Source organism: Myxococcales bacterium (genome assembly GCA_016703425.1).
GTDB lineage: Bacteria > Myxococcota_A > Polyangia > Polyangiales > Polyangiaceae > JADJCA01.
The window spans coordinates 429,714-455,047 of the sequence record JADJCA010000002.1; the positions used below are offsets into that span (position 1 = coordinate 429,714).

The following is a 25,334-nucleotide window of genomic DNA, read 5'->3' on the forward strand; positions in this document are numbered from 1 at the left end:
GCGGGAATGCCGGGACGCCCCGACGTCGACGGCCGCGTCCTCATTTGGTGCAAGAAGCGCTGAAACCTAGCGCTCGGCCGTCCTCCGCTCGGCTGCCGCTCAGCCCTCGTTCTGGAAGCGCTTGGCTTTCAGGAGTTGGAAGTACCGACGAGCCACGCCGGCTTTGCGCGCCGCATGGACGACGCTGCCGCCGGTCGCATCGAGGGCGCGCCTCAGGTAGGCGCGCTCAAAGAAGGCCACGACCTCTTCGCGCGCGAGCACGAGCGGTAGCTCGCGCGCCAAGATGGCTTGAAGCCAGTCTCCCGCGGGGGCCCCGGCACCGTCTTCCTCGAACGAGACCTGAGCGAGGTCGCCCAGCGCCAAGTGTCGAGCCACCACGTTGTGCAACTCGCGCACGTTGCCCGGCCACGGCTGCTTCTCCCACGCGGCCAAGAGTGCCGCCGGCAGAGAGCCCGGCTCGGCTCCGAGCTCGACGGCGAACTGACGCGCCAGGAGCGCCACGTCGCCCTCCCTCCTTCTAAGCGGAGGTAGCTCGACGCGCGCGACGGCGAGGCGATGAAAGAGATCGTCGCGAAAGCGCCCTTCCTCCACCGCGAGGTCGAGATCGCGGCGCGTCGCGGCGATCACTCGCACGTCGACCTTGAGGAGGCGTTCACTCCCAACGCGCCGCAGCTCGCCCTTTTGGATCGCGCGAAGTAGCTTGGGCTGCATCGAGAGCTCGAGATCACCGATTTCGTCGATGAGCAAGGTCCCGCCGTGGGCTTGTTCAAAGACGCCCCGCCGCGCAGCGACGGCGCCGGTGAACGCACCGCGTTCGTGCCCGAAGAGCTCTGATTCGAGCAGCGACGGCGGCACCGCCGTGCAGTCGAAGACAACGAATGGCCCGTCGGCGCGGCGACTCGCTTGATGAATCGACTCGGCGAGCACTTCCTTGCCGGTCCCCGTCTCGCCCTCGATGATGAGCGGCACATCGGAGGAGGCGATCCGCTCGAGCAGCGGGTAGAGCCGCTGCATGGCGCGGCTCTGGCCGAGGGTTTGCCCGAAGCGCGACGCGCTCGAAAGGGGCGCGCTCTTTTGCGAGCTTCGCTCCACGAGGAGCGTGGTCTCCCCGAGACGCAAGCGTTCACCGCCGGTTGCGACAGCGGAGCGGAGCCGGGTCGCGCCAAGCCACGTCCCGTTCGTCGAGCCGGCGTCTTCGACGAGCAGACCGTCGCCCTCGACGACCAGCGAGATGTGCCGACGGGAGACGCGCCGATCGGAGAGGCGGAGCGCGCACGCGGGGCTCGTGCCGACGAGCAGCGGCGGCAGGTCGGGAGCGACGTCGGCGTTGGCGCCGCGATCGGGTCCCTCGACGACGCGCAAGGCGAAGCGATGCTCACCCGCGCCCTCTTCCGCTCGCACATGAAGCGTCGAGCTCTCGTCGTCGGTGGAGCCGAGCGGCGGGTAGCGGTCGTCGTCGGAGGGCATGGGGCGAGTGTGTCGGGCCACCAGAGGCCTGGCAAGAATGGCGCTCCCGCCCGGGGACTTCTTCGCCGACCGCCAAAAAACGCCTTGTTAAGCGGGGCTGTTGCGCTTGCGCGCGCCCGATCTTGTGCCACACGGGAGCACATGCCCCTACGCCAATGGCCCGCGCTGCTCCTTCTCACCGTCGCCGCCTGTGGAGGGAGCGACCTTTCCTCGACCACCACGAACGGGAACGCCGACACCGAGGTCGAAGAGGCGCTTCGAACGGGTCCGCGCTACACGCTTGAGAGCCCCGAGATCTTCGGAGACTACGCGTCCGACGACGGATGCGCGGGGGGCTTTGACGTTTGCTACAGCGTGAAGGTTCGCCGCTCCGGCGACAAGGTCGAGGTCGTGCTCGGCGACGAGTCGTTTGGCGCGGTGGTCGCGCCCGCGTGGATGAGCCGCGGCTCCGTGCTGTTCTCGGTCGACGGCCTCGAGGGCGACTGCGACGATCCGGGCTGCGGCAACCTCCAGAAGATCTCGGGCGTCATCTACCCGGTCAAGAAGGGCACGAAGTGGGTGCCTCAGGTGAAGGCCTCCATCGTGGCCGACTTTCCCTTCCCGGACGAACAAGAGGCGCCGTCCGGCGAGGTGAAGTCCGTCGTGCGTTACAAGAAGAAGTAGGGCGCAGAGCCGCGCCCCTAAGCGAGCGCCGCGCCTTCACGCGGCTCGACGGCCTCGGTGAGAACATCGAAGAAGTCGCCCGCGCTCATGACGTCGAACTCGCCGAAGTAACCGTAGAGATCGCAGAAAACCTGGCCCGCGAAGGGACCGTTGCAGACAAGGAAAGCTTCCACTTCGTCGTCTTCGCGCACCCCGAGGAGCAAGGTCCCTTGCCGGTACGCCACGTCGTGCTTGGTCGGGTCGAAACGGCGACGGCCCTTCACCTCCGTCGTGTTCTCAGCGGACAGTGGGCATGGAGCTTTCATCGTGGCCACTGCCTCGGCATCGGGAAGGTCGAGTCGGGAGTAGTGGAGGAGCGGCTCGCCGATGGGCCCCACGGAAAGCATCAGCTCGCGCAGGCAAGCCGGCAGTTGGACCTCGTGGGTGGCTTCGAAGGTGGCGACCTCTTCCGCTGTGTAGGCCTTGACCTCGTGTTCGAGCTCCTCGTCGGCGCAGCGTTCAACGATCGCCTTGCGGAGCTTCTTGACGGCTTTGGTGTAGCTCGGGGACGTCATGGGAGGGGAAGATAGTCGGCGGGCTATCGCTAGCGAGCGCAAGCGGCGCACCATCCTGCTTTGACCGCCGTCGGGTCTCGGCCCGCCATGAACTTCCCGTCCTCGAGTCGGACTACCGCATCCCCGTCATGTACTGCTCACGGAGCATCGTGGTGCCGGGCCGCAGCTTGGTGGCGCTCACGCCGCCGACGTAGTCGCGGTACGCGTAGCCCACCGTCGCCGTCCTGAGCACCGCCTCTGCGAGGTAGGCCGCTTCTAAGCGACCGCCGGACTTGTGGGGTGCGCCGAGGCTCTTCTCGAGCGACGCTGCGACCGCCGCGCCGCGCGCCGCAGCCACGTCCTCGGAGACGCTCTCGTGGTAGGCCGTCACGCTCACGAGCGTCATCGCTTTCGGCTCGAACGCGAAGAGCACCTCGCTCAGGTCGGGCCCTTCGATGGCTGGCGTGAGGGCCGATGCCTTGACCCGCGTGCAGCGGAACAACGCGCCGCCGCGCTCCTCGGCGCAGGCGACGGACTGTTTCTGTGCCCACGCGCGAACGTCCTCGGGTCGCGTCTTGTCGAGCTCGAAACCCAGCGCGGGCCGCGCGGGCGCCAGCTCGGTGCCCAGCATCTGCCTAGCCCCCTCGAGGCGCGACGCTTCGACCTGCTCGCCGGTGACCTGACCGCCCACGGGACACTTCGCCGCATAGAACGGGGCGAGCAAGCGTCGACCGCTTGCACTGTGCACCAAAAGCATGAAGGCCACGAAGGCGACGGTGATCGCCCCCGCAGCCTTCGCCACGGTCTTGGCCTTCGAGGAGAAGACCTTCGCTCCAGTGGTCTCGGTAGCGGCTGCCATGAGTGGGTACTACCTCTGGTTGCCGCCCGAGGCCAGGGCCTCTCAGCCGCCGTCGGTGGCCGCGTCGGAAGGCGCGGCGGCGTCGGAGCCGGCATCGCTGCCGCTGTCGACCTTGATGCCCGAATCGAAGGGGCCACCCGCATCCTCGCGGGCCGGATCAACGATGAGCGGGCGGTTCGCGGTGAGGAAGCCGCTGAGTGCCGCGAGGCCGTCGGCCGGAACGCCGGCGGCGGTCGCCGTGGCTGCGGCGATGGTGGCAAACTTGTCGAAGGTGAGGCCTCCGATGTGGAGGTCCTTGTGGGCGGTGCCCATGTCACGGCACTGGAAGCCGCCCGACACCGCGGTGGGGTACGTGAAGCCGGGGCCGCCGAGGGCGGTGCCCACTTGCTTCACGAAGCACTCCTTGATCTGCGTGACGCTCGGGTGGCCCGCGGCCGGCGCTCCGTTGAAGACGAAGTACGACGCGATCTCCGGGTCCGCGACTTCGGCCGCGACGAGCGCGTCGATGAGCTTCACGAGGCCCGGCTCGCCGCCGAGGCGCGTGAAGAGCGGGACCGGCGCGTCGGTCGCGGCGTCGCTCGCGGTGGTCGCGTCGCTCCCCGCGTCGGACGTGGCCGGTGCCTTGGTCGCGTCGATGGTCTCATCGCAGCCCGCGAGGGCGAGAACAGGAATGGCAACCGCAACGGACAAGATGGCGCGGAAAGTGACTCTCATTGGCGTCTCCCTACGTGGATTCAAAGCGGCCCTCGTGCTCCCATGGCGAGACCACAGGCCAAAAACCGGTGCGGCAGTGATAAATGAAAAGGAAAGGGCGTGTCCAGAAACTCTGTGGATGGGCGGGCGGGCCGAGGCGCTGCGTGGCCGCCAAGCCGGCCTGCGCAAGCCCGGGACCCCCATCTTTTCCACGACTTTTCCACAGCCGGTCGAAAGAAGCGTGCTGCACTCGTCCGACACTGCCTCACCTCTCCTTATGTGCTAACGCACCTCTCGATGTCGTTCGCACGCGCCCTTGTCGCCGCCGCCCTTCCCCTCCTCGCTCCCATCCTCACGGTCGCGTGCAGCGCGAAATCGGAGTCCACCGCGGCGCCCGTCGCCACCGCCGACGCCGGCACGACGACGCCGAAGAGCGCCGATGAGGTGCCCGCCGTCCGCCTCGCCGCGGACATCACGGCGTGCCCCGACGCCTACCAGTCGAAGGCTCCGAAGAGCGGCGTGAACCGCGGTTTCTCCGTCGCCGGCCAGAGCCGAGAGTTCGTGCTCCTCCTGCCGCCCGAGTCCTTTACAGGTCCTCGCCCGGTGCTCGTCGGCTTCAACGGCACCGGCGAGACCGGCCCCATCTTCCAAGTGCGTGCACAGCTCAAGGAGTTCGCCGACGCCGGCTTCATCGTGCTGGTGCCCTCGAGCGCCGCGAACGGCACCGTCTGGCCCGTCTGGGACGGCATGCGGACCGAGAAGGACATGGACGCGCCGAACAAAGACCTCGAGCTGTTCGACACGCTCCTCGCCTGCAACGCCGCCCACTTCGAGATCGACAAGAACCGCATCTACATCGCGGGCCACTCGGCCGGCGGCATCTTCACGAACTACGTTGCGCAACGACGCTCGAACGTCATCGCGGGCGCGATCCCGGCGTCGGGGATGTTCTCGAGCACGAGCCCGACGCCCGCCAAGGACCTCGAGAAGATGCTCGTCATCGTCACGTGGGGAGGCGACAACGACAAGTACAGCGGCAGCGTCGGCGGCATGACGGTTCCTGAAGCGAACTTCGTGTCCGAGGCTTCGCTCGCGACCAAGTTCTACGCCGCGCAGAAGAACGTCGGCCAGAGCAACTGCCGCGGCAAAAACCTGAACCACGTGTGGCTGCCCATCAACGACTGGTTCATCAAGGTCCTCCTCGCGCACCCGAAGGGCTTTCCGGGCTCCGAGGGCCTCGAGCTGCCGCCCGTCGAGAACAACCCGAAGATCACCTGCACCACCGACGTCTTCGATTACAAGGCGCAAGACGTGACCTGCGGAGCGAGCAAGACCGCGGGGTGCCAAGAGTCGTGTCAGCTCTTCGCCGATTGCGCCGTGGAAAACGGGACCGTCTACGGGGCCATGAAGCCGCAACTCGCCGAGCTCGGACTCACGGCCACGAGCTGCGGCGACTGCATCACGCAGTGCGAGGCGAAGGCCGACACGACGGTGATGTCGTGCATCAAGGCGGAGTCGGCTTCGGCTCAGTGCGGGCCCGGCATCAACGGCGCGCAGCCGCTCATGGACGCCATCAACAAGTGTTGTGACGGAAAACGGACGAGCTCGCCCTACTGCAAGACAGTGTGCGACTCGATCGCAAAGAACAGCATCGCGATCACCTACTTCACGGCGTGCCAGTGACAGCGAGACTCGCAAAAGAGCTGGGCGGCGCTGGGCCCATCGAGCCGGTGCCCTGGGTGACCTGCTGAGCGCGGCGCGCGCGCGCCTTCTTCGGCTGGCGTCCGGCCAGAGTAGGACACGCCCAGAGAGGCGCTCACCTTCTTGGGGGCGGCCGCGGCTGAGTCGACGGTCCTGTGTGTTAGTTTGATCCGGCTAGGCCTTCCTCCTCCCCGCGAACGCGGGGTTGGACCCGGGCTCGCGTCGCCATGGCAACCCTCTACGCGGAAACCATGGACATGGTCGAAGGAGGGTCGGCCAGGTCCTGCGTGACAAGTGGCAAGTCGAGTCGCTCATCGGAGTGGGCGGCATGGCGGCCGTGTATGCGGCCACGCATCGCAACGGCAACCGGGTCGCCCTCAAGGTCCTTCATCAGCAGCTCTCCGTGGACGCCAACATCCGGAGCCGCTTCACGCGCGAAGGGTACGTCGCGAACATGATCAACCACCCGGGCATCGTCCGGGTGCTCGACGACGACCAGACCGACGAAGGCTCCGTCTTCCTCGTCATGGATCTCTTGGAGGGCGAGACCGCCGACGCCCGCGCGCAGAGACTTGGCGGCCGCCTCCCCGCTCGAGGACGTCCTCCTGGTCGCCGATGGCCTCCTCGACGTGATGGGCGCGGCCCACGACGCGGGCATCGTCCATCGAGACATCAAGCCCGAGAACATCTTCATCACGGTCGATCGCGAAGTGAAGGTGCTCGACTTCGGCATCGCGCGCTTGCGCGACGGTTTCACGAGCGCCGTCAAGACGTCGGCCATGATGGGAACCCCCGCGTTCATGCCGCCGGAGCAAGCGCTCGGCCGCATGGAGGAGGTCGATGCGCTCTCCGATGTGTGGGCCGTCGGCGCGACGATGTTCAACCTCATCTCGGGCCAACTCGTCCACGAGGCGGAGACTCCCAACGAGCTCCTGATCCTCGCAGCGACGGCCCCGGCGCGCTCGCTCAGTGAAGTGGCTCGCGACGTCCCTCTGGCGCTCGTCGAAGTGGTCGATCGCGCGCTGGCGGTAGAAAAGGCGAAGCGCTGGTCTGGCGCGCGGGCCATGCAGCACGCGCTCCGTCAGGTCGCGACCGAGGTGTTGCGCGCGCCATTGCCCCCGCCAGTGAGTCTGCGTGTCAAGACGGCCCCCCGCGCCTTCAAGCCTTTTACGCCGAAGGCGTTCAAGCCCGTGTCGTCGCCCTACGACGACACGCTGGCGGAGGGCGAGCTGCCGCCCGTGAGCGAGCGCGCGCTGAGCCCCGCCGGCCCCCCTGTTCGCGGCGGTTCGCCCGCGGCGATGGATGTGCCGCTCTTGCCGGTCCACGAAGAGCCCTCCACGTTCGATGGCGCGGCCGCTCCCACCGCGCACGGCAGCGGTCGACGCGTCCTGACGCTCGCCGCCGTGGCCTCACTCGTGGTCCTCGTCGGCGGCGCCATCGGCGTGGGTCTGGCGATGCGAAGCGTCAAGGCGCCGGTGCCGGCAGCGACGGCCACCCCTGTCGTCGTCCCCAGCCCCGAGCCCGCGGCGGCGGCTCGGGCCGAACCCGCAGCGGCCCCGACGCCGACCGAGGAAATCGCTGCCGAGGTGCCGAGCGGCGAACCGGCGGGAGAGCGAAAGGCGCCCCCCGCCGGTCGCGCTCAACAAAAGAAGTCGTGGCTGGATCGCCGAAAGTGAGGATGATGGCGTCCCATGGCATCGACCCGACGGCGATCGACGCTCGCGACCCTGCTCGCCGCCCTCGCCCTCGCGTGGCCCCTTAGCGCCGAGGCCTCCGAGGCCGACCGCCTCTTCCAGTTGGGCCGCCGGGCCAGCGAGATGGGGAAGTTCGCCACCGCCTGCTCGCTCTTTCGCGAGAGCCATCGCCTCGAGCCGGCCGTCGGCACGCTGCTCAATTTAGGCGACTGCGAAGACCAGCAAAACCACATCGCCGCGGCGCTCGAATACTACAAGGACGCGCTGTCGCGCCTCAGCGTGACCGACGATCGCCTCGGCAATTTGCGGGAGCGCATCGAAGGCGTCGAGCGCCGCTCCGGCACCCTCGAGCTCGTCCTCGGCGACGGCGCCCCCTTGGAAACGCAGATCGCGGTCGACGGCGAAGCGATCCCGCCGGCGAAGCGCAAGAAGCTCCTCTTGCCCGCCGGCGGGCACCTCGTGCAGGTCACCGCCGTCGGGTATCGCGGCTCGCGGCAGCAAGTCGACATCGTGGCCGGCAGCGCGAAGCGACTCATCGTTTGGCCCGGGCCGCAGCTCGAGGCCACCGAGCTCGCGCTGCTGACGAACCCTTCGAACGAAGAGGTGCCACCGGAGACGCGCCGCGAGAGCCGCGCCCAAACGCTGCGCGTCGCTGGCTTCGCGCTGATGGGCGCCGGAGCCGCGAGCCTCTGGGTAGGCTCCTTGACCGGCCTCTTCGCCATCGACCGAGAGTCGCTCCGCAAAGAGAACTGCGACGCGACGAACCAGTGCAACCAGGTCGGCTTCGACGCAGCGCGGTCTGGGAGCACGTTCGCGACGGTCGCAACCTACACGCTCGCAGCGGGAGCTCTGGCGACAGCCGGCGGGTTGGTGCTCGTGCTCACGAATCGAACGAAGGCGCCCGACAAGGTCGAGGAGCGGCGGGAGGCCCGAGCCCCCCGCAATCCGCTCGCTCGAAGCGCCCTCGTCGCGTTACCCTCTCGCTCCGGTGCAACGGTGACGTTCGAGCACTCCTTCTAGCTAGTGATGCCCGGAGCGCCACGGGCATCGACCTCCACGATGCGTCGGCAGATTCAACTCGTCTTGGGCCTCGTCGCCGCGAGCGGCTGCGCGCAGCTCATCGGGGCGGGCTTCGACGACGCGACGCTCGCCGCCGATGCGGGCGTCGACGCGCAAGCCGACAACTCGGTGGAGCGCGACACCGGCGCTTCGCCGCCCGACGGCGCAGTCAGCGACGTCAGCGACGCGGAGCCGCCTTTCGACGCGCGCGCGCAAGGCGACATTCTCTTCTGGGTCGCCGCCGACTTCGGCGTAGACGCCGGCCCGCCCGACGTGGCCAGTCCGCCCGTGAGCTCGTGGCTCGACCAATCGGGCAAGCTGCACGATTTGTCGCAGGGCGCGCCGGCGAGGCAGCCGACGTTCGTCGCCGACGCGCAAGCAGGCTTGCCGGTCGTCCGCTTCGAGCGACAACGCGGGACCTGCCTGACGGCGCCCTTCGGGGGTTTTACGGGACAGGGCGGCCTCACGTTGTTCGTGGTGGCGCGCGGCACGCCTTCGTCGGCGGTGCGCTTCCAGGGCCTCCAGCCTGGCTTCGTAGCCTACCCTTGGGAGCGCGGCGACGCGGGCACCAGCGAGGCGGGCGCCGATCTCTTCTTCGCCGTGGGGACGCCGGGCGAGAGCCGCCGGGTTCGGGCGCCCTTTGGAGCCGAGCTCTCGGTCGGAACGGCGCGCCTCGAGGTGGCCAAGCTCGGCGGCATGCAAGCCTACAAGAACGGCGTGCTCATCGAGCAGACCTCGTTCTTTGAGGATGCGATGCCGTTCGTCGACGGGCTCAGCGTCGGTTGCCTCAGCACACTCACGGACTTGGCCGACGGTGAGATCGCCGAGATCCTCGTCTACGGCTCGGCGTTGCCGCCAGACGCGCGCGCCCGCGTGGAAAGCTACCTGAAGCACAAGTGGGCGATCCCGTAAATCGCTGAAGGCCAACGTCGCCAAGAACGTGCTCCCCAAAAGCCAAGGCACGTTGCTACTCTGGCAGGCCCGCGAAGGGTCAGAGAACCGTGGATCCCCACGGCGCTCCGGTTCAGCGGAAGGACTCCCCGGGCCATGGCCGAAACGTCGCGACAGCGCGCACCGCTCCCGCAACCAATCCTCGAGGCCTTGGACACAAGGCTCGAAGGCGAGAAGCTCGTCCTTGAGGCCTTCCTCAAGGCCGCCGCTCGCTTGCCTGTCGAAGAGGAGGCGTGGGACAAACTCCACGCCGCGTCGAAGCGCGACGGGCGCAACGCGGAGCTCGCCTTCGCGTACGAGTCCTTTCGCGAAGACAAGCGCCTCCGCGCCTTGCCGCCACCTTCGCAGGCCGACTTCCTCCTTCACGGAGCGATCTTCTTCGGTGAGATCTTCGGCGACGACCAAGGCGCGGCGACCTTCTTGGAGCGCGCGCTGGTCGTCGTTCCTGGCCATCCGGAGGCCTTCGAGAAGCTCGAAGCGTTGCTGCTCGATCGTGGCGATTTGCGCGCCCTCGCGGAGCGCTACGTCGAGCTGGGCCAACACCGGCCGAGCCGCGCCGAACAGGCGCAAGCGTACCGTCGCGCCGTGGAGATCCTCGCCAGCGTCGCCAGCGGCGACGATCGGCTCGTCGAGGTCTTGCAGTTCTTGTTGCGCGTCGAGCCACACGACGAGGCGGCCCGCTTCCAGCTCGCCGCGGCGCTCTCCCAGCGAGGCCGTCCGAAGGACGTCGTCCGGGTCCTTGAGCAAGGCCTGACGGTGACCGAGCCGGCGCCCTCGCCGGAAGCGGCGACGCGCATGCGCCTGGCGCTCGTCGAGCTCTACGCGGACGAGCTTCGCGAGGTTGAGCGGGCAACGCCCCACGTCGAGGCGCTCTTGGCCCTCGATCCGGCGAACGCCAAAGGGCGCGCCGTCGCCGAGCAGCTCCTCGAGTCGAAGGGCGTCGCCGCACGCGCCGCCGCGGCGCTCGCAGCGGCTCACGCGCTGGCTGGCGCGCCGGAAGACGTGGCGCGCTACTTGAGCGTCGAGCTCGAACACACGCGGGGCACCAAGCGCCGCGAAGTCTTGCTCAAGCTCGGCGTGTTGCGGCAAGACCGGCTCGGCGACGCAGCCGGTGCCTACGAGGTCCTCGAGCAGGCGCTGGTCCTCGACCCGACCGACGACGAGACGCGGCAACGCTACGTAGCGCTCGCGATGTTGCTCGGACGTCAGCTCGACGCCGTCAAGACGCTCGGCAAAGTGGCAACGACGGCCAAAGACGCCCCCGTTCGCGCGCGGCTCTCGGCGGACACTGGCGAGCTCTTGCTGAGCGGCGGCGACAAGAAGCGCGCGAAGACCGTGTTTTCGAGCGTGCTCGCCATGCCCGAGGCCCCCGACGACGCGGTCTTGCGCGCCGCTCACGCGCTCCATCCTCTGCTGGAAGAGGACGGTGACGCGGAAGCGCTCGCGGAGATCTTGGAGCGCGTGGTGACGCTCGAGCCGGACCCGGAGAAGGCGCGCGCCGCCAACGAGCGCGTCGCTGAGGTGGCGACGGGCCTCGGCGATCGCGAGCGCGCGACGGCCGCGTGGAAGCGGCTCCTGCCGACGACCTCCCGGGCGCGCGCCCTCGAGAACCTTGAAGCCATCTACCGCGAGGCCCAGTCGGAGGGGGACCTCGCGTTCATCCTCGAAGAGCGAGCGAAGGATGCGCCCGACGACGAGGCGCGCACGTTGCTGATGTCGGCGGCAGAAGCGAGCACGCGCGTCGATCCCGCGCGGGCCGTTTCCGCGTTCCAAGCCTTGCTCGCGCGCTTTGGCACGGACCGCGAGGTCAACGCAAAGCTCTTGCCCTTGCTCGAAGCGCAAAACCGGTTCCTCGAACTGGCGGTGTTGCTCGAAGACGACGCGACGCTGGCGCCCGCGAACGAGCGCGGAGCCATCCTCGCGCGAGCCGGCCTCGTGCGGCTCGCGCGCCTCCGTGAGATCCCGCAGGCGATCTCGCTCTTGAGCCAAGCGCTCAAATACGATCGGAGCGCGTCAGCGGCGCAAACGGCCCTCGAGAAGCTCCTCTCGAGCGGAGACCATCGGCTGGCGGCCGCCGTGGCCCTCGAACCGTTCTACCGCGCCGTCGAGTCGCAAGCGGGCTTGCTGCGGGTCCTCGAGCTCAAGGCAAAGGAGGCCACCTCGGCCGACGACCGGCTCGCCGCGTTGGACGAGGCGGTGCGTGTCGCGCAATCCGACGAGGAGCTCGCCGTCCGGGCCCTGGACTTCGCCGGGCTCGGCCTCGCGGAGGCGGCGCTCAGCGGAGCGCCCTTCGAGTCGTGGATCGATCGCGTCATTTCGCTCAGCCGCGAGGGCGACGCCCAAAGGCGCGCCGCGATCTTCGTGCGTGCTCTCGGCGACGGAGCCGTCGAAGGTTCGGCGCGGCTCCTTCTCGCGAGGCACACTGGCGACGCCTTGGCCGCCGTCGGCGACGTGCAAAGCGCCCTCGCCGCCTACCGACGCGCCTTGGCCTTCGACCCGTCGTCGCGCGATCTCGTCAGCCGCGTCGACGCGTTGCTCCGCGACCAAGGCAACCCGCGCGAGCGCGTGGCGCTGTACACGGCAGCCCTCGAGCGCGAAACGAACCCCGAAGAGCGGCGCCCTCTCTACCACCAGATCGGCAAGACCCTTCGCCACGAGCTGCACGACCTCGAAGAAGCGGCGGAGGCGTACCGGCAGGTGCTCGCCATTGACGCCGACGATCGAGACGCTCACGCGGCGCTCGTCGAGATCTATACGGAGGTGAGCGCCTTCGGCGATCTCATCGAACTCTTGGAGAAGCGGCTCGCGCGTTCGATCGGCACCGACGCGACCAAGCTGCGCGCCGAGCTCGCCGAGCTCTGCGCCGGACAGGGCGACGGCGAGCGGGCGTCGACGCACGCGGCCCAGCTCCTCGAAGGTCAAGACACGGGAACCGCTGAGCTCGACGTGGTCGAACGCGCGGCCAACCTCATCGAGGACTGGGATCTCTTGGGCGAGGCGCTGGAACGGCGGGCCCATTTGGCGGGCGACCCGAAGGACGCGATCGCTGCGTTGGAGCGGCTGGGATTGCTCCGAAAACAACGCCAAGACGATGACGACGAGGCCGTCTCCGCCTACCGGCGAGCGGCTCGGCTCGCGGAAGAGTCCGGTGACGGCGAGGTCGCTCGGCGCCTCTACGAGCGCATCCGCAAGCTCCGTCCGAAGGACATCGACGCGACGAGCCGTCTGGTGGAGCTCTTGGACAAGGCGCAGATGTGGACCGCGTTGCCGGAGCTCATCGGCGTCCTCGCCGCCGCCGCCGAGACCGCCGAGGTGCGAGCCGATCTCCTCGTGAGGCTCGCCGCGGTCCTCGCCGATCACTTGGGCGACCCCTCGCGGGGCGCCGAGGCTGCAGCCGCCGCGCTGCGCGCCACACCGACCAGTCGCCGCGCCCTCGACACCTTCGAGCGGTTGTCGATCCTCGCCAACCAGTCGGGGTCTTTCGGCCGCGTCATCGATGAGCTCATGGACGCCGCGAAGGCGGCGTCTTTTGGCACGGAGATGACGCTCGCCAGGGCGCGCGTGTTCGCGCGAGACCCGAAGCTCCACGATGAGGCCTCCGAGGCCTACCGAGAGATCCTCACGCGGTCCGACCTCACAGAGGAGCAAAGGACCGAAGCGCGGAGCGGCTTCGATCGCTTGCTCGAGACGGCCGAGCTCACCGTGAGTCGCCGCGCCGACGCGCGTTGGCTCTTGCGCTACCAGGCAGAGCACAGCGACGGCGCAGAACGCGTCGAAGCGCTGCTCGCGTGGGCGCGAGCCGAGGAGTCGACCGTCGGCGACGTCGAGAGCGCGCTCGCCGTCTACCGGCAGGTGCTCGAAGCGGACCCCGACCGCACCGAGGCGGCCATGGCCGTCACGCGCCTCACGCTCGCGACGGGCGACGTCGAGGGGGCCATCGCGTCACTCTTCGCCCAGCGAGAACGCGCCGAGGGCGCGGCGCGGCGCGGCGTCGACATCGAGATCGCCACCATCCTCGTAGACCGCGGGGAGCGGCTCGGCGAGGCGCTCGGCTGCCTCGAGGCGCTGCTCGCCGACGCCCCCGACGACATCGACGCGGTCACGCTCGTCACGCGGCTCTTGCGCGTGAAGGACGTGGCCACGCGCGCCCTCGAGCTCCTCGAGAACGCACGCACGCGCGCCACCGACGCGCCGGCGAAGCAGAAGATCTTGATGGCCCTGCTCGAGGGGTCGAAAGAGGGCGCGACGGCCGCCGTGCGTCGCACTTGGCACGAGGAGCTCGCGGGCATCTTGCGCGCAACGGGGAAGCGCGAGGCCGCGCTCTCGAGCCTCATGCGCGCCGTGGAGGAAGAGCCTTCCGACCCGAAGTTGTGGGACGCATGCGAAGAGCTCGCGCGAGAGCTGAAAGAGCCCGGCGGCGTCGCCGCCGTGTACATGCGCATCCTTGGCACGGCGGAGAGCGACCGTGGCCCAAGCGATCGCTGCTCGCCAGCCGAGTTGATGGAGATCGCCGAACGCGCTGTGGCGTTCCATGAAGAGTGGTTCGACGACCCGGCGCCCGTCGTGGCGATCTTGAGCCGAGTCCTCGAGGTCGACCCGGAGACGACGTGGGCCTTCGACCGCCTCAAGCTGCTCTACGACTCCCGCGAGCAGTGGGACGACCTCTTCGCGCTCTACGATCAAGCCATCGCCACGACGACCACGAAGGAGCGAAAGATCGAGCTCCTCGACGAGGCCGCGCAGACGGCGAAGGACTTTGCGAACCATTCGTCGCGCGCCATCGACTACCTGGAGCAGCTCCACGAGCTGAAGCCCACGGCCCGCGTGGCCTCGGCGTTGGAGCGCCTCTACGAGCGGCACGGACGCCATCAAGAGCTCATCGATTTGCTCGTGAGCCAGCTCCCGACGCTGGCACCACGGGAAGGTCGCGAAGCTCGCATTCGCGTTGCCAACCTCGCCATCGGGGCCCTCTCGAGCCCCGGCGACGCTCTCGCCATCCTCGAGGAAGTCCTCGCTCCCGATCCCAAGGACAGCCCCTCCTTGGCCAGCCTCGGCGACGTGTCTTCAAAGGACCGCGTGCGTGTCGTCGAGCTCTTGGAGCGCGTCATCGAGACGGCTCAACGGACCGCCGAGACGCGTCCCTCGATGCTGCCGCCGCCGCCGGTCACCGAGCCGCCGCCCGGCGCGGAGCCGCGCGTCGCGTCGGCGCCATCGATTCCACCCCCGCGGGCTCGCATCAAGCGGGTCCCCGTTCGTCAACGAGCGGCGGCCATCCTGCGCGCCCACTACGTGGAGACCGGCGACGACGCACGCCTCGCCGGCGTCCTCGAGGTCGAGCTCGAAGTCGTCAAGAGCGTGAAGGAGCGCATCCGTCGGCACGCCCACCTGGCGTCGCTTTACCTGCGCCTCTCGCGCCCCGAAGCCGCCCTCGAACATTTCGTCGCGCTCGTCATGCTCGAGCCCGACGTGCGAGAGCACCGCGACGAGCTGTCGCGACTCGCCGAAGAGGTCGGGCGTTTTGACCGCCTCGCCGAAGTCCTCGCCGCGGCCGCCGACGACTGCACGGAGGAAGGCCTCCGCGTCGAGCTGCTGATGCAAGCGGGCCTCGTCCACGAAGAGCGCCTCGGGGACACGACGCGAACCATCGAACTCTACATGCGCATCCTGGCCATCAAGGGCGCTGGACGTGAGGCGGAGCACCTGGCGGCGCGGCGCGTCGAGCCGCTGCTCCGCGCCATCGGCCGGACGGCGGAGCGCCTCGATGTGCTTGAACGTGTGGCCGCCCTTTCCGAGGACGACACCGAGTGCGCCTGGGCCCTCGCCGAGGCGGCGCTCCTGGCGGAGTCGCTCGGCGACGCAGACCGGTCGGCGCGAGCATGGGAGAAGCGCCTCGAGAAGGCGCCCGCCGACGCCCTTGCGCTCGACGGACTGGTCGCCCTGTTCGAGCGCCAAGAGCGTTGGTCGGACCTCGCCGACGCGCTGCGACGACGCGCGTCGGTTGGCGACGACGCGGCGTTGCAGCGAGCCGACCGCGTCCGCCTCGCGCGCCTCAGGAGCGATCGGCTAGACGACGCCGAGGCCGCTATCGAGGAGTGGCGGGCTATCGAGCAGGACTTCGGCCCGAGCGACGACAGCACCCACGCACTCGTCCGCCTCTTGCGAGCGACGGCGCAGTGGGAGCGTCTCTCGGCGCTGCTCGACGTGGCCGCCGAACGCGCGACGACGCCGCAGCTGCGAGCGACGATGTTGCGCGAGCTCGGTGACGTCAAGCGCAGCGAGCTCCAAGACGCAGCGGCGGCCATTCGCGCCTACGAAGCCGCACTCTTGGCGAACCCGACCGAGGCGCTCGCCACCAAAGGGCTCGTCGCCCTCGCCGACGTCGAGGAGCATCGGCCCGAAGCTCTCCGCGTCTTGCTCGCGGCTTATGCGTGGGCCGACGATTGGCAAGCAACGCTCAAGCTCACCGAGCATCGCCTCGAGGCGGCGCAGGACGACGCGCGGCGCGTCATGATCCTCGTCGAGAGCGCGCAGATCGCCGAGCAGCGGGCGCGCGACCTCACCCTCGCCATCGAACACGTGCGCCGCGCCTTCGCGCTCGCGCCCGCCGATCGAGAGCTTGAGGCGCAGCTGTTCCGACTCACGGAGCGGACCGATTCGTGGCGCGAGTACGCCGAGGTGCACCGACGCGCCATCGACGCCACCGGCGGAGACGAAGCTCGAGACCCGGTCTTGTCGGCGCGGCTGCGCCTCAGGCTCGGCGAAGCGCTCGAGAAACACCTCGATGATTCACGGGGGGCCCTCGCCGCCTATTTGAAGGCCGCGGCCGAGGCGCCCGACAACATCGACGCCTGCCTCGCGGCCGTGCGGCTCGGGGGCGCCAGCCATCGCTACGACGCGGTGGCGCGGGTGGTGCTCCAGCACGCGGCCGCCACGGGAGCCATCGCCGAGTCGCTCCTCGCCACGCTTGAAAGCGTGGCGACGTCACCGGCCGCGTGGGACGGCATGACCAGCGCCTTTGGCGCCGCCCTCGCCGAACCAACGACCCTCTCGCCGGCGATCCTGCGGGACTTCGAGTCGCGCGTCGGCGCTTGGCATCGCGACCGGCGCGGCGATCCCGACGCCGCCGAGGCGGCCTTCGCGCGGGCGCTCTCGCACGACGCCATGAACGCTGAGCTGCTCTCGTCGCTGGCGTCGATCCAGCGCCGCGCGAAGGGTCGACCGCTCGTGGAGAGCCTCCTTCGGCTCTCGCAGGCCACCGGCGGAGATCTCGAGCTCTTGCGCGAGGCCGCCGAGATCGCCACGAGCGCCATCGCCGACCGCGCTCTCGCCAAGTCGATCCTCGAGCGCTTGGCCAAGCTGGCCATCGAGCGCTGGGAGCTCGACGCTCCGACCGACACCGTCATCGACGGCACGATCCCTGGCTCCGAGTACCTCAAGTGGGCTCTCGAAGAGCTGATCCGAATTCACAACGAGGAAGGCGACCCCGAAAAGATCGTCGAGCTCCTCGTCGACATGGCCAAGTTGCCCTTTGAGCGCGATCTCCGCCGCTCGATGCGGCACCGCGCGGCCCGTGTCGCCGTCGAGCGTATCGGCGACGTAGACCGCGCCATCAAGCTCTACGAACAGCTCTACGGCGAAGACACAAGCGACATGGACGCCGAACGCTCGCTCGTCGAGCTCTTGACGTCGAGCGACCGTAAGGAGGAGCTCCTCCTCTTGAGGCGACGACAAGTGGCCCTCGCCGCTGGCACCGAGGCCCGCCTCGAGCTGCGGCTCCTGGCGGCGCGCCTCGAGCTCCTCTTGGCGCGCGTCGACGACGCGACGGCGACGTTGCACGAGAACCTGAAGGAAGATCCGAGGCACGGCGAGACCGTGGCGGAGCTCGTTGGGATCCTCGAGAGCACCGCGCGCAGCGAAGAGCTCGCGTCACTGCTCGCAGAACAAGCGGCCCTGGCAGAAGCCGAGAGCGACGCCGAATCGGCGCGACTCCTTTGGTCGCAAGCGGCGCGCGTGGCCGAGGAGCGACTCGGCGACCTCGACGCCGCGATTCGCTACCACAGCCGGGTCGTCGCGCTCTTCCCGGAGGCGACGTCTTTGGAGGCGCTGGCTCGCCTCTCGTCGTCGCGCGGCGACCATGCCGCGGAGGCGGAGCACCTGGCCCAGCTCCTCGAGTGCACGTTGCCGAGCGAACAGACGCCGGTGATCCTCCGGTTGGGCCACGCCTTGGAGCGCGCCGGCCGCGCCGCCGCCGCCCGCGACGTGCTTGAACGCGCGGTCCTGAGCGATCCTTCGAGGCACGAGGTTAGGGCCCGCCTCGCGGTGGTTTACCGAGAGGCCAACGAGCCGCTCCTGCTCGCCCGACTGCTACGAGACGGCGCGGCGCACGCGGCGACGAAGGAGGCGAAGCAGTCGCTCCTTCACGAGGCGGCCACGCTCTTCCGTGGGGCGTGCCATCAGCCGGAGGAGGCGATCCCGCTCCTCACGGAGGCAGCCTCGCTAGAGCCCGAGGATCGGGCCCTCCGCCTCTCGCTCGCCGACACGCTCGGTGAAGCGGGGCGCGCCATCGAGGCGCGGACGCTGCTGCGCGGCATCGTCGAGGAGTTCGGCGGACGGCGACCGAAGGAGCGCGCCCCGGTGCACCTGCACCTGGCTCGGCTCGATCTCGTGACCGGCGATCGGGAGCACGCGCTGGCGGAGCTCGAGGCGGCCAACCGCATCGATCCTGCGAACCCGGAGATCCTCTTGGCCCTCGCCGAGCTTGCGCGCGACGACGGCGAGCTCGAGCGTGCAGAGCGCTCGTACCGCGCGCTGCTCGCGGTCGTCCGGCGAGATACGCCAGGCAAGGGCGTCGTGATCACCAAGAGCGAGGTGCTCCTCGAGCTGAGCGAAATCGCGCGACGGCAAGGCGAAGCGGAGCGCTCAGCGGAGATCCTCGAGTCGGCCCTCGAGGCCGGCAGCGCGAGCGCCTCCGAATCGACGCGCCTCGAGCTCGCGCTCCGCGCGCGAGCGATGACCGAAGTCCTGGCGCGCGCCATTGAAGCGCGGCTCCTTCGCGTCGACGATGGGGAGGCGCGGGCGCGAGCTCTCTTCGAGCTCGCCGACGCGCTGGCCACGCTCGGGCGACACGACGAGGCCTACGGGGCAGCCCTGCGTGGCCTTGAGCTCGATCCGTCGTCGGACGCGTCGCACGCGGCGCTGTTGCTCCTGGCCCGCAAGACCGGTGGGGTCACGAAGTACGTGGAGATGCTCTCGCGCCTCGCGAAGAGCGCCGAGGACGCGGGCGACGCGGCACGCGCCCATGATCTCCTCGTTCGCCTCGCGGTCATCGCCGAAGACGATCGACGCGATCTCGACGAGGCGACGTCACTGCTAGAGCGGGCTCGCGCGCTGCGCGAGTCGACGACGGTGCTGCAAGCCCTCGAGCGCGTCTACAAGCGGCGCGGCGATCGCGAGCCGCGCGAGAACGTGGTCTTGCGGTGGCTCGAGCTTGAGCGCGCAGAAGACCCGACCAGTTCGCGCGTCGCCGACGTGCTGGTCCGCTTGGCGGAGCTCAGGTTCGCCGCGGAGGAGACGTCCGCCGACGCGTGCGCGCTGGCGGAAGAGGCGACACGCATCGACCCCGAACCCACGCGGCTCCTGGCGGTCGCGGCCCTCTTGGCGCAAGCGTCGGAGGCGCACGCCGCGAACGAGCCGATCCTCGCGGCCCTCGAAGACGTGGCCCGTCGTTCCAAGAACGAGGGCGTCCTGCTCGATGCGCTACAGCGAAAGGTCCGGTCCGCCGGCGGTGACGAGGCGCTCCGCGAGGCGGTGACGCTCGCCGAGCGGCTCGGCGAGGCCGACGTGGCGACGGGCCTCCTTCAGAGCTACGTGCGGTCGGTCCGGAAAGAGGGTGGTGACAAGCCGCACGCCGCCTGGGCCCTCGTCTCCTTGGCGCTCGACGTCGAACGGCGCGGCGACCTGTCCGGTGCCTTGTCCTTGCGTCTCGAAGCGGCGCAGCACTCGAGCGACGCCGACGGTCGACGGCTGCGCTTTGACGTGGCCAAGCGTGCCGAAGCGGAGCTCGCGAACCTCGCCCTGGCGGCGGAGGTCTACCGCGCGCTCTACGACGCCGACACGACGGACCGCGCCGCCTGGGGGCCGCTCCTCGACCTGCTACGCCGCACCGGCGCCGACGTCGACCGCGGCGAACTCTTGGCACAAGTCGTCCCGCAGCTCGACGACGTCACCGAACGCTGCGCGCTACGGCTCGAGCGCGCCGCGCTCCTCTTCCGCGCCGACCCGAGGAGCGATGAGGGCGTCGCCGAGCTCTTCCTGGTGCTCGACGACGATCCCGAGAGCGCCGAGGCGGCGCGCCTCCTGTCGGACCTCTTGCGGAGTCAGGGCCGCGGCAAAGAGCTGGCAGAACTCCTCACGCGGCAGCTCGACGGCGCCAAGGACAAGGAGAACGGGCCTCGCGTCGCCGAGCTGTCGCTCGAGCTTGCGAGCCTCGTCGAAGGGAGCGACGCCGATCGTGCAGCCGAGCTGCTGAGGGGCGGTCTCGAATGGCAGCCGGAGAATCCGCACCTCTTGCGTCGGCTCTTGTCGCTCCTCGAATTTGGTGGCGACGCGGCGGAGCGCAGCGACCTCATGGAGCGACTCCTTAGGGGAGAGACGGGGCGCGCCGCCGAGGAGCTCGCCCTCAAGCTCGTCGCGCTACGCGAAGAGGCCTGGGACGAAGGCGGCGTCGAGCGCGCCGCCGCGCTCGGGTACAAGGGGTATCCCGCGAGCCAAGTCTTGCGAGCTCGACTCGTCGCCTACTACGCGGAGAAGCAGGAGCACGCCAAGCTCGCCGACCTCTACGTTCTCGACGCCAGCTCTCGTGGCGACGCGACGGAACGGGTCGACCTCTTGAAGGCCGCGGCGAGCCTCTTTCTCGATTCGCTCGCGCAGCCGGAGCGCGCAGCGCAGCTGCTGAAGGAGGTTCGCGGTCTGGCTCCCGGCGACGAGGACGTCTTCGCCAACTATGTGGCCGCGCTTACGGCGAGCGGCAACTATCAGAGCGCGGCCGCCGAGGTCACGGCGGCCGCGGCGCACCTGCCGGAGCACGATCCGCGACGCGCCGCGCTCTTTGCAAAGCGCGCGTCGCTGCGCGCGCTCTTGGGCGATCACGGCGGGGCGCTCTACGACATCGAGCGGGCCTACGCCACCGACCCGGCCACGCACCTTGACCCGCTGTGCGCGCAGCTCGATCGCCTCGCCGAAGAGGCGCGCGGCGAGAACGACACGGCGAAGGCCACGACGCTCTCGCTCCGCGTTGTCTCGCTCTTCGCGAAGGCCGATCGCGAAGCGGAGGCGCGAGCGCGCCTCACGACGCTCCTCGCGGCACAGCCAGGCAACAAGGACGCGCTCCGCGCCCTCGCCGAACTCGAGGAGCGCGGCGCTCGCTGGCCCGAGGCCACGACGGCTTACCTTGAGCTCGCCGCCGCGGAGGAGTCACCGGAGAGCATGGCGAACTTCGCCATCCGCGCCGCCACTGCCGCCGAGAACGCCGGCGACGCGGCGAAGGCGAGGCCCGCCGTCGAACGAGCCTTCGCTGCGAATCCGACGAGCGAGCCGCTGATGGATCGGCTTCGTGCGATCTACCAGGCGGCGGGGGCCATCACGGAGCTTGCGGGTCTCGGCTTCGCCAAGGCGCAGGCCGCGCTGAACCCCGAGGACCGCTTCCGCGAGCTCGTGCGCGCCGCCGATCTGCTCCTCCAGAACGGCATCGACCTCGAGGTCGCCGGCCGCGCGCTCCACGAAGCCCACGGCTTGAAGCCCAACGACGTGGAGTGCGCCGCGCTGCTCTCCGATGCCTACGCTGCGCTCGGCGAGCGCGAGCACGCGATGACGGTCATTCACGCGACGCTGGCGCTCCACAAGGGGCGCCGAGCGCGCGAGCTCTCGCTCCTCCACCACCGCGTGGCCCGCCTCGAGCAGGAGGGCGGCAACGCGCGAGGGGCCATGATGTGGCTCTCCAGCGCCCTCGACCTCGACGGGCAGAATGGCCTCGCTGCCGCCGAGCTCGCGCACGTTTCACTCGAGCTCGGTGACCTCGACTTGGCCACCAAGGCGCTGCGCGCGGTGACCATGCTCAAGACGCCGGGGCCCCTTCCCCGGGCGCTCGCGTACCAAAGGCTCGGCGAGATCGCGCACCATCAGGGCGACACCCGCAAGGCCGTGTTGCTCCTCAAGCGTGCCGTCGACGACGACCCGACGCTCGATTCGGCGAAGCAACTCTTGAGCGACCTTCAGGCGCACTGACGCGCAGAGAGACGCGCCCTGCGCCTCAATCGAGAGGGCGCGTCGCGAGCCCGTCTTTGACGAGCACCTGCACGCCCACGTCGAGGAGCGGACGCATCTCGCGCCGAGCGACGCTCTCGTCGTCAAAGACGACCGACACGCGGGCCGCGTGGCGCCCATCGGGCAACGTTTCGCTGCCGGTGACGAGGCTCTGCAAGAGGACGATCTCCGCCGCGTCGATGCTGGCGCCCTCGTCGAGCTGCACCGTGTAGATGGCGGCGGGGCCCGGCTCCTCCGTCCGCGTGAAGCGGAGCGCCGGGCGCGCGGGCCGTTCGAGGGCGACGCCCAGCGGCGGCGGAATGGGCGGGACCCAAAGCGTGCGACGAGGACGAGCGATGCGAGCGAGCGCCGCGTTCGAGGCGAGGAGCCTGCGACGACGACGCTTCGGATCGGGCTCGAGTGCGCGGCTCACGAGGAGTCGGCCATCGTGCTCTTCCCATGAATCGAAGGCCTCGACGTAGAGCGCAACGTCGCCGTACTCACGGATGACGCTGCCCTCGTCGACGGACGAAATGAAGGCGTCACCGGCGAGCGGGGGCTTCGGGCCCGGCAACGTCGGACCGCCCTTCTCCGCGAAGCGAGCGCCGAGGAGGCGCCCTCCCTCGAGCTCCTCGCGGCTCCACGAGAGGACGCGCTCGGCGACCTCGACGGTGCCGCCGAAGCTGCGGCCGTCGACCTCGAGGACGAGCCACACGGCCGGCGGCGAGGTGTCATCGGGCGGCGTCGCGAGCTCGACCAGCAAGCGTTGACTGCCGCCACCGGGATCGGATTCGTCGCCGTCGGGCCACGCCGGATCGAGCTCGCTCGCCTCGCGCGTGGCGAGCACCAGCTCCAGGCGGTTCGCGGAAGCGAGCTCGGGCACGGGGATCGCCGACGGGCGAGAGCGTCCGTCGTCGCCGGCGGCAGCGACGACGCGATAGAAGCGACTCGCGACGGGCGCCGCGAAGAGGCGACCGAGCTGGGCGACGACGCGGATCGCTGCGTCTTCAAGCCCCGCCGACAAGATGAGCGCCTTCCACTCGAAACGCATGAGGCGGGACGATATCGCACGCGAGGCGGAGACAGAACCGCCGACGCCGCTATTTTCGAAGGTACGTGCCGACGCGGGCCAGGTGCACGCGCACGGTCACGCGCGCCGTTCCCACGGTGAGGGACGCCGTTGTCAGGGTTCCTAGCGCCACGTTGCCGCTGGCGGGCATATCGGCCATGACCGACGCTGGAGCGGTGAAGTTGTTCTTGCCGGTCACGATGCAGAGCGCCGACACGCTGCCGTCAGTCGCTGCGAACTCGACGCCGATCGATTCGGTCGGGGCGGTGCCGTTCCACACGTAGGGACCATCGCCCAGGCCTTGCGAGGTCGCGTCTACACCGAGGTCGCGGCCGGCTTGGACGTTCAGGGAGAAGGTCCCAACCTGGGCCCCGGCGGCGGTGACCTTGATCTTCGAGTTTTCGTCAAAGTAGGGCGCGCCCTGCGAGAGCGTCGGCACCGACGGCGCGTAAGTGGCGTTGGCGGCAGGACTGAGCGTCGACGACGGCGTTGTGCCGGTGATCTGAACGACGCCCGCGCTTCGAGCCCCAGCGGTGGCCGGATCGGAGAGACCGGCCGCACACTTCACGATCACACAGGCACCGTCGACGCGGCGGGTGCACCCGGGCGGCGCGTAATCGGAGAGACCGAACTGCGCTGTCACGCGCCCCGAGGCGCTCGCGCCCTCAGACCCTCCGGCGACAGACGCGAGATAACTCGACAGCGTGATGGTTCCGACGAGCGGCGAAGTTAAGGCGCTATCGCCGCCGGCGGCGTCGCTCGGGGGCGCCGGGGAGACGGCACTCGGGAACGCGTCTTCGTCATCGACACCGCCGTCGCGCACGGACGCGAGCGAGCTCGCGTCAGGTGGCGCCCCCTGAAAGGGCTCGATGCCTGCGAGCAAGCCGCACGACAGCGACGACGAGGCGAGCCCCAACGCGAGGACGAGACGAGACGTAGCGACCCCCCACGCGATGCGCATCGTTACTTGCAGTCCGCCAGACTCACCGGCGCGTCCCAGGACCAGCCAGGCGCGGTGATGCGCGGGTAGGCCATGACAAAGTGGTAGCACATCTCGTCGCTCGTCTTCTCGCCGAAGAAAACCGGCGTATCGCCCGCATTGGTCCAGGCGCAGTAGGTGTGGACCTTGTCGCCACCCTTGAGCGAGGCGGAGACGTCGTTCCATGCTTGAGCGCCGAAGTTGAACGCGGTCACTTCATCGATCGGCGTCGGCACGCCCGCGCGCTCACGCACCGAGCCGATGGACCGGCCGAGCGTGTGCATATGCGGCATCGAGCGAAAGACCGTCAACTCGGGGACGTTCGCGGGAATGTCGAGCGTGCAGTCAACGCGGTGGCTCGCGCGCGGCGGCAACTGAAACGTCGTCGAACCGAAGGCGATGACGTCGGCGTCGTTGGGGCGCAGCTCGTCGGTGGTGCAAAGCTCGATCGACGACTGGTCGCTTTGATCGGCGAGCTTCTTGAGGTTCGAGTAGTGCATCTGGACGACGAGGTGCACCGTGCCTTCGAGCGGCAAGCCGGCTTCCTTTGGGAGCTCGAAAGGCCCGCCGCCCGGCGCCCAGCCGTAGATCATGCGTTGCCCGACGGCGCCGCCGCCGCCGCACACGTGCGGCGTTCCGCTCTCCGCGTACGGCGAGAGGTAAACGATGGCGTGGTGCGTGATGACGGCGTTGTCAATCTTGGGCGTGAAGGCCGTGACGTGGCGCTTCTTCGGGAGCGCTAGGTCGACGCCGTAACAGACGTACTGATCCGGCACCGTCTCCGGCATCACGTAAGGCGCCGCCGCCTTGAGCGTCAGGTTCGGGCACCCCGGTGGAAGGTTCGTGATGGGGGGTGCTTCCCGGTCCTTCGTGCCCGCCTCCGTCAGCGGCGCGGGGCAGGCCGCGCTCGACGCTCTTGCGCCACCCGCGATCCAGCCATCGAGAACCGCGAGGTCGCTCGCGCCGAGCGGCTTCTTTGGGGGTGGCGGCATGCGCGCGTTCGCGTCGTGCGTGCGCGCCAAGACCCGCTCGTAGACCCGCTCGGCGGGCTTCGTGACCGACTTCCGATGAAAGTCGCTCGCCGCAAGCAGCGACATCGGCGCACCGTAGAGCGGCGTCGTGCCGTGGCACCCCCAGCACGCGTCTCGGACGATGCGCTCCACCTCGCAGGGCAGCCCGCCCCCCTCTACGGTCGGCGCTTCGTCGGTCAGGCCGTTGCAAGCGGCGAACGGAGTCATGACCAAGGCGAGCACGAGGCCGCTCCGAAGCGAGCGCGAAAGCATGGGCGAAGCATGTCACGAATCGGGCGCCGCGGCCCGCGTCGGCGGGAAGTTCGCTAGCGAAGCGTCGCGACCCTAGACTGCTG

Annotated in this window: 14 protein-coding genes; 6 read left to right on the forward strand and 8 right to left on the reverse strand. The window is 69.5% G+C overall.

What is annotated here, in order from left to right:
- Positions 1-99 precede the first annotated feature (99 nt).
- On the reverse strand, positions 100-1,467 hold the full coding sequence (locus IPG50_08180; GenBank protein MBK6692168.1) for a sigma-54-dependent Fis family transcriptional regulator: 1,368 nt from the start codon (positions 1,465-1,467) through the stop codon (positions 100-102).
- A 141-nt stretch (positions 1,468-1,608) separates the two neighbouring features.
- Here IPG50_08180 and IPG50_08185 point away from each other — a divergent pair, with 141 nt between their 5' ends.
- On the forward strand, positions 1,609-2,130 hold the full coding sequence (locus IPG50_08185) for a hypothetical protein (GenBank protein ID MBK6692169.1): 522 nt from the start codon (positions 1,609-1,611) through the stop codon (positions 2,128-2,130).
- A gap of 17 nt (positions 2,131-2,147) precedes the next feature.
- On the opposite strand, the gene IPG50_08190 is transcribed toward IPG50_08185, so the two are convergent.
- From IPG50_08190 to IPG50_08200, 3 genes are all read right to left on the reverse strand, one after another.
- Positions 2,148-2,684, reverse strand: coding sequence for a hypothetical protein (locus IPG50_08190; GenBank protein MBK6692170.1), 537 nt, complete (start codon positions 2,682-2,684; stop codon positions 2,148-2,150).
- A gap of 112 nt (positions 2,685-2,796) precedes the next feature.
- The gene (locus IPG50_08195; protein ID MBK6692171.1) at positions 2,797-3,522 is read right to left on the reverse strand and encodes a hypothetical protein; all 726 of its coding nucleotides are present in this window, start codon (positions 3,520-3,522) and stop codon (positions 2,797-2,799) included.
- Positions 3,523-3,564: 42 nt separating this feature from the next.
- A complete protein-coding gene (locus tag IPG50_08200) occupies positions 3,565-4,236 on the reverse strand; it encodes a hypothetical protein (protein ID MBK6692172.1) in 672 nt (223 codons plus the stop codon).
- Positions 4,237-4,512: 276 nt separating this feature from the next.
- Here IPG50_08200 and IPG50_08205 point away from each other — a divergent pair, with 276 nt between their 5' ends.
- Entirely contained in the window at positions 4,513-5,898 is a 1,386-nt protein-coding gene (locus IPG50_08205) for a prolyl oligopeptidase family serine peptidase (GenBank protein MBK6692173.1), read from the forward strand.
- A gap of 408 nt (positions 5,899-6,306) precedes the next feature.
- Here the strand turns inward: IPG50_08205 and IPG50_08210 are convergent, their stop codons facing one another.
- Positions 6,307-6,444, reverse strand: coding sequence for a hypothetical protein (locus tag IPG50_08210; GenBank protein ID MBK6692174.1), 138 nt, complete (start codon positions 6,442-6,444; stop codon positions 6,307-6,309).
- Positions 6,445-6,548: 104 nt separating this feature from the next.
- On the opposite strand from IPG50_08210, the gene IPG50_08215 reads away from it, so the two are divergent.
- The 4 genes from IPG50_08215 (at position 6,549) to IPG50_08230 (ending at position 21,902) form a co-directional block, all read left to right on the forward strand.
- Positions 6,549-7,592: a protein kinase gene (locus tag IPG50_08215; protein ID MBK6692175.1), complete on the forward strand. Its 1,044-nt coding sequence runs from the start codon at positions 6,549-6,551 to the stop codon at positions 7,590-7,592.
- A gap of 15 nt (positions 7,593-7,607) precedes the next feature.
- Complete coding sequence (locus tag IPG50_08220; GenBank protein MBK6692176.1) at positions 7,608-8,630, forward strand: hypothetical protein; 1,023 nt, start codon at positions 7,608-7,610, stop codon at positions 8,628-8,630.
- Positions 8,631-8,669: 39 nt separating this feature from the next.
- Positions 8,670-9,581, forward strand: coding sequence for a hypothetical protein (locus IPG50_08225; protein ID MBK6692177.1), 912 nt, complete (start codon positions 8,670-8,672; stop codon positions 9,579-9,581).
- A gap of 189 nt (positions 9,582-9,770) precedes the next feature.
- Positions 9,771-21,902: a hypothetical protein gene (locus IPG50_08230; protein ID MBK6692178.1), complete on the forward strand. Its 12,132-nt coding sequence runs from the start codon at positions 9,771-9,773 to the stop codon at positions 21,900-21,902.
- A 25-nt stretch (positions 21,903-21,927) separates the two neighbouring features.
- Here IPG50_08230 and IPG50_08235 read toward each other — a convergent pair whose 3' ends face one another.
- Genes IPG50_08235 through IPG50_08245 form a run of 3 tightly spaced genes read right to left on the reverse strand, consistent with a single transcriptional unit; the run spans position 21,928 to position 25,251 of the window.
- Entirely contained in the window at positions 21,928-22,971 is a 1,044-nt protein-coding gene (locus IPG50_08235; protein ID MBK6692179.1) for a hypothetical protein, read from the reverse strand.
- Between the two features lie 49 nt (positions 22,972-23,020).
- Positions 23,021-23,950: a hypothetical protein gene (locus IPG50_08240; protein ID MBK6692180.1), complete on the reverse strand. Its 930-nt coding sequence runs from the start codon at positions 23,948-23,950 to the stop codon at positions 23,021-23,023.
- A 2-nt stretch (positions 23,951-23,952) separates the two neighbouring features.
- Complete coding sequence (locus IPG50_08245) at positions 23,953-25,251, reverse strand: peptidylglycine alpha-amidating monooxygenase (GenBank protein MBK6692181.1); 1,299 nt, start codon at positions 25,249-25,251, stop codon at positions 23,953-23,955.
- Between the last annotated feature and the right edge of the window lie 83 nt (positions 25,252-25,334).